Source organism: Streptomyces sp. GC420, from assembly GCF_009916105.1.
In the GTDB taxonomy this organism is placed as follows: Bacteria; Actinomycetota; Actinomycetes; order Streptomycetales; family Streptomycetaceae; genus Streptomyces.
Genome location: NZ_JAAAXQ010000571.1, coordinates 1 through 3,448 on the forward strand (window position 1 = coordinate 1; position 3,448 = coordinate 3,448).

Here is a 3,448-nt window from a genome sequence, read left to right on the forward strand (position 1 = left end):
GCGAGTCGAGGGCAGGGGATCTGTCAGGGCTCGGTGAGGTATCTCTGGAGGGTGGGGGCCACCATCGTGATGATGTCCTCCGGGTCCGCCGAGGCGATCGGCTCGATCCGGACCACGTACCGCAGGATCGCGATGCCCACCAGGTGCCCCGCCGCCAACTGTGCCCGGAACTCCGGGTCGGGCACGTTCAGCTCGCCGACGACCCGGACCAGTACCCGGCGCTCGATCATCCGGCGCAGGATCCCGGCCGCGGTCTCGTTGGTCAGTGCCGAGCGCACGACGGCCAGCAGGGGTGCCCGGGTCAGCGAGTTCTCCCAGACCGAGAACATGTAGCGGGCCATGCGCTCGCCCATGCCGTCGGGCCCGCCCGCGACCGCGTCCGGGACGCCGAGCGACGGGGCGAAGCCCTCCTCGACGGCGGCCGCGAAGACCTGCTCCTTGGTGCCGTAGTAGTGGTGGACGAGGGCCGCGTCGACGCCGGCCGACTTGGCGATGCCGCGGACCGAGGTCCTGTCGTAGCCGCGCTCCGCGAACTCGGTGCGGGCGGCCTCGAGGATGCGGTCCCTGGTGGCGGGCCCGCCGTCCGTCTCCGTACGGGCCGGGCGTCCGCGCTTGCGCGGGGTCGTCGTCACGAGCGCCGGACCTTCGGGCCGGCCGCGGCCGACGCGAGGTGCAGCCGGGTGAAGGCGAGGGCCTCGGCGAGGTCGGCCTCACGCTCGGCGGCGGACATCGCCCGCCGGGTGTTGACCTCGATCACGACATGGCCGTCGAAGCCGCCGAGCGCGAGCCGCTCCAGCAGTTCGGCACACGGCTGGGTGCCACGCCCGGGCACCAGGTGCTCGTCCTTGCCGGAGCCCCGTCCGTCGGCGAGGTGGACGTGGGCCAGCCGGTCGCCCATCCGGTCGATCATGTGCATGGCGTCGTTGCGGGCGGTCGCGGTGTGCGAGAGGTCCACCGTGAAGTGCCGGTAGTCCTCCTTGGTGACGTCCCAGTCCGGTGCGTACGCCAGCATCTCCCGGTCCCGGTAGCGCCACGGATACATGTTCTCCACCGCGAAGCGCACATCGCTCTCGTCGGCCATCCGCCAGACTCCCCGCACGAAGTCCCTGGCGTACTGCCGCTGCCAGCGGAACGGCGGGTGCACGACGACGGTCGAGGCACCCAGCTTCTCCGCCGCCGCCTGCGCCCGCCGCAGCTTGGTCCACGGGTCGGTGGACCAGACGCGCTGCGTGATCAGCAGACAGGGCGCGTGCACGGCGAGGATCGGCACTCGGTGGTAGTCGGAGAGTCTGCGCAGCGCCTCGATGTCCTGGCTGACGGGGTCCGTCCAGACCATGACCTCGACACCGTCGTAGCCCAGGCGCGCCGCGATTTCGAAGGCCGTCGCCGTCGACTCCGGATAGACCGAGGCCGTGGACAGGGCGACCTTCGCATCCGGGATCCGCACCACTGGTTCTGCCACGCAGACAGGGTACGGGCCCCGGCGGCCGGAACGAGAGGCAGTCCTACGCCGCCGTTACACGTCTCACGCGTCTGCCATGTGGTCGAGCCGGCGCAGGATCACGCCCTCGCGCAGCGCCCACGGGCATATCTCCACGCTCTCCACGCCGAACAGGTCCATGGCCCCCTCCGCGACCAGCGCGCCCGCCGTCAACTGCCGCGCCCTGCCCTCCGAGACCCCGGGCAGCCCGGCCCTTTCCTCCTCGGTCATCCGCGCCAGCTTGGGCACCCACTCCTCCAGGGACCTGCGGCTGAGCTCCCGCTGCACGTACGGCCCGTCGGCGGAGCGGGCGGCGCCCGCGATGCGGGCGAGCTGCCGGAACGTCTTGGAGGTGGCGACCACATGGTCCGGCGCCCCTAGGCGGCTGAACTCGCCGACGGTGCGCGCGATCTCCGCCCGTACGTGCCGGCGCAGCTTCCTGACGTCCTCCGGGTCCGGCAGGTCCCCGGGCAGCCAGCCATTGGTGAGGCGGCCGGCGCCCAGCGGCAGCGAGACCGCCGCGTCCGGCTCCTCGTCCATGCCGTACGCGATCTCAAGCGAGCCGCCGCCGATGTCCAGGACCAGCAGCTTTCCCGCCGACCAGCCGAACCAGCGGCGCGCGGCGAGGAAGGTCAGGCGGGCCTCCTCCGAGCCGGTCACCACCTGGAGGTCGACGCCGGTCTCGTTCCTGACCCGGGCCAGTACGTCGTCGGCGTTGCTGGCCTCGCGGACGGCTGAGGTGGCGAAGGGCAGGACCTCCTCGACGCCCTTGTCCTCGGCGGCCTGAAGCGCGCTGTGGATCACCGAGACGAGCCGGACGATGCCGTCCTCGCCGATCGCGCCGTCCTCGTCGAGGAGCTCCGCGAGTCGCAGTTCGACCTTGTGGGAGTGTGCGGGCAGCGGGCAGGCACCGGGGTGTGCGTCCACCACCAGGAGGTGAACCGTATTCGAACCCACATCGAGGACACCGAGTCTCATGGGGGGAACGCTACTGCCGCCGGGCGCCTACTCTGGAGCCGTGCCAAAGACGAAAAAGGCGAAGCAGGACAAGCCGGCGGAGTCCGCTCGCGAAAGAGACGAGCAGGGTCTGGATTTTGCCCGCTCTTGGGTCGAGTTCCCGGACCCCGCGGACGAGGAGCAGGTGTTCCGCTGCGACCTGACGTGGCTGACATCACGCTGGAACTGCATCTTCGGCAGCGGCTGCCAGGGAATCCAGCCGGGCCGCGCCGCTGACGGCTGCTGCACGCTGGGTGCCCACTTCTCCGACGAGGACGACGAGAAGCGGGTCGCCGGGCATGTGGCGCGCCTCACCCCGGAGCTGTGGGAGTACCACGCCGTCGGCACGGCGACCGGCTGGGTGCAGGAGGACGAGGACGGCGATCGGCAGACCCGCCGCTGGGAGGGGTCCTGCATCTTCCAGAACCGGACGGGCTTCCCGGCCGGGGCCGGATGCGCCCTGCACATCCTGGCGCTGCGCGAGGGGCGGGAGCCGCTGGAGACCAAACCGGACGTGTGCTGGCAGCTGCCGGTCCGGCGCACGTACGAGTGGATCGACCGCCCGGACGACACCAGGGTCCTCCAGGTGTCGATCGGAGAGTACGACCGCCGCGGGTGGGGCCCGGGCGGTCACGACCTGCACTGGTGGTGCACGAGCGCGACATCGGCGCACGGGGCGGGTGAGCCGGTGTACGTCTCGTACGCGCCCGAGCTGACCGAACTCATGGGCAAGGCGGGGTACGACCGCCTCGTCGAACTGTGCGAGGCCCGCCTCGCCTCGCAGCTGCCGCTGGTCGCCCCGCATCCGGCCGACCCGGCGCGGCCGGCGCCGGGACCGGCCGGCGCCTAGTGCCGCGTCGGTCGGGGTTTGCCCGCTGAGGAGCGGCGTCCGGTGCCGGGGGCACCTCCCGCCGGAGGCAGGGGGAGCATCGCAAGGCGGCCGGAAGCCCTCGTAGTGGGCCTGCTCGGGCT

4 protein-coding genes are annotated in these 3,448 nt (G+C 71.9%); 1 reads left to right on the forward strand and 3 read right to left on the reverse strand.

Annotated features, from left to right (window positions below):
• Positions 1 to 23: 23 nt before the first annotated feature.
• The 3 genes from GUY61_RS36270 to GUY61_RS36280 all read right to left on the reverse strand — a co-directional run bounded on the left by GUY61_RS36270 (position 24) and on the right by GUY61_RS36280 (position 2,458).
• Complete coding sequence (locus tag GUY61_RS36270; protein WP_166634554.1) at positions 24 to 632, reverse strand: TetR family transcriptional regulator; 609 nt, start codon at positions 630 to 632, stop codon at positions 24 to 26.
• The gene (locus GUY61_RS36275; RefSeq protein ID WP_166634555.1) at positions 629 to 1,462 is read right to left on the reverse strand and encodes a sugar phosphate isomerase/epimerase; all 834 of its coding nucleotides are present in this window, start codon (positions 1,460 to 1,462) and stop codon (positions 629 to 631) included. Before GUY61_RS36275 ends, GUY61_RS36270 begins: the two co-directional genes overlap by 4 nt.
• 63 nt (positions 1,463 to 1,525) lie before the next feature.
• Entirely contained in the window at positions 1,526 to 2,458 is a 933-nt protein-coding gene (locus GUY61_RS36280) for a Ppx/GppA phosphatase family protein (protein WP_166634556.1), read from the reverse strand.
• Between the two features lie 40 nt (positions 2,459 to 2,498).
• Here GUY61_RS36280 and GUY61_RS36285 point away from each other — a divergent pair, with 40 nt between their 5' ends.
• On the forward strand, positions 2,499 to 3,326 hold the full coding sequence (locus GUY61_RS36285; RefSeq protein ID WP_166634557.1) for a hypothetical protein: 828 nt from the start codon (positions 2,499 to 2,501) through the stop codon (positions 3,324 to 3,326).
• Positions 3,327 to 3,448: the final 122 nt, after the last annotated feature.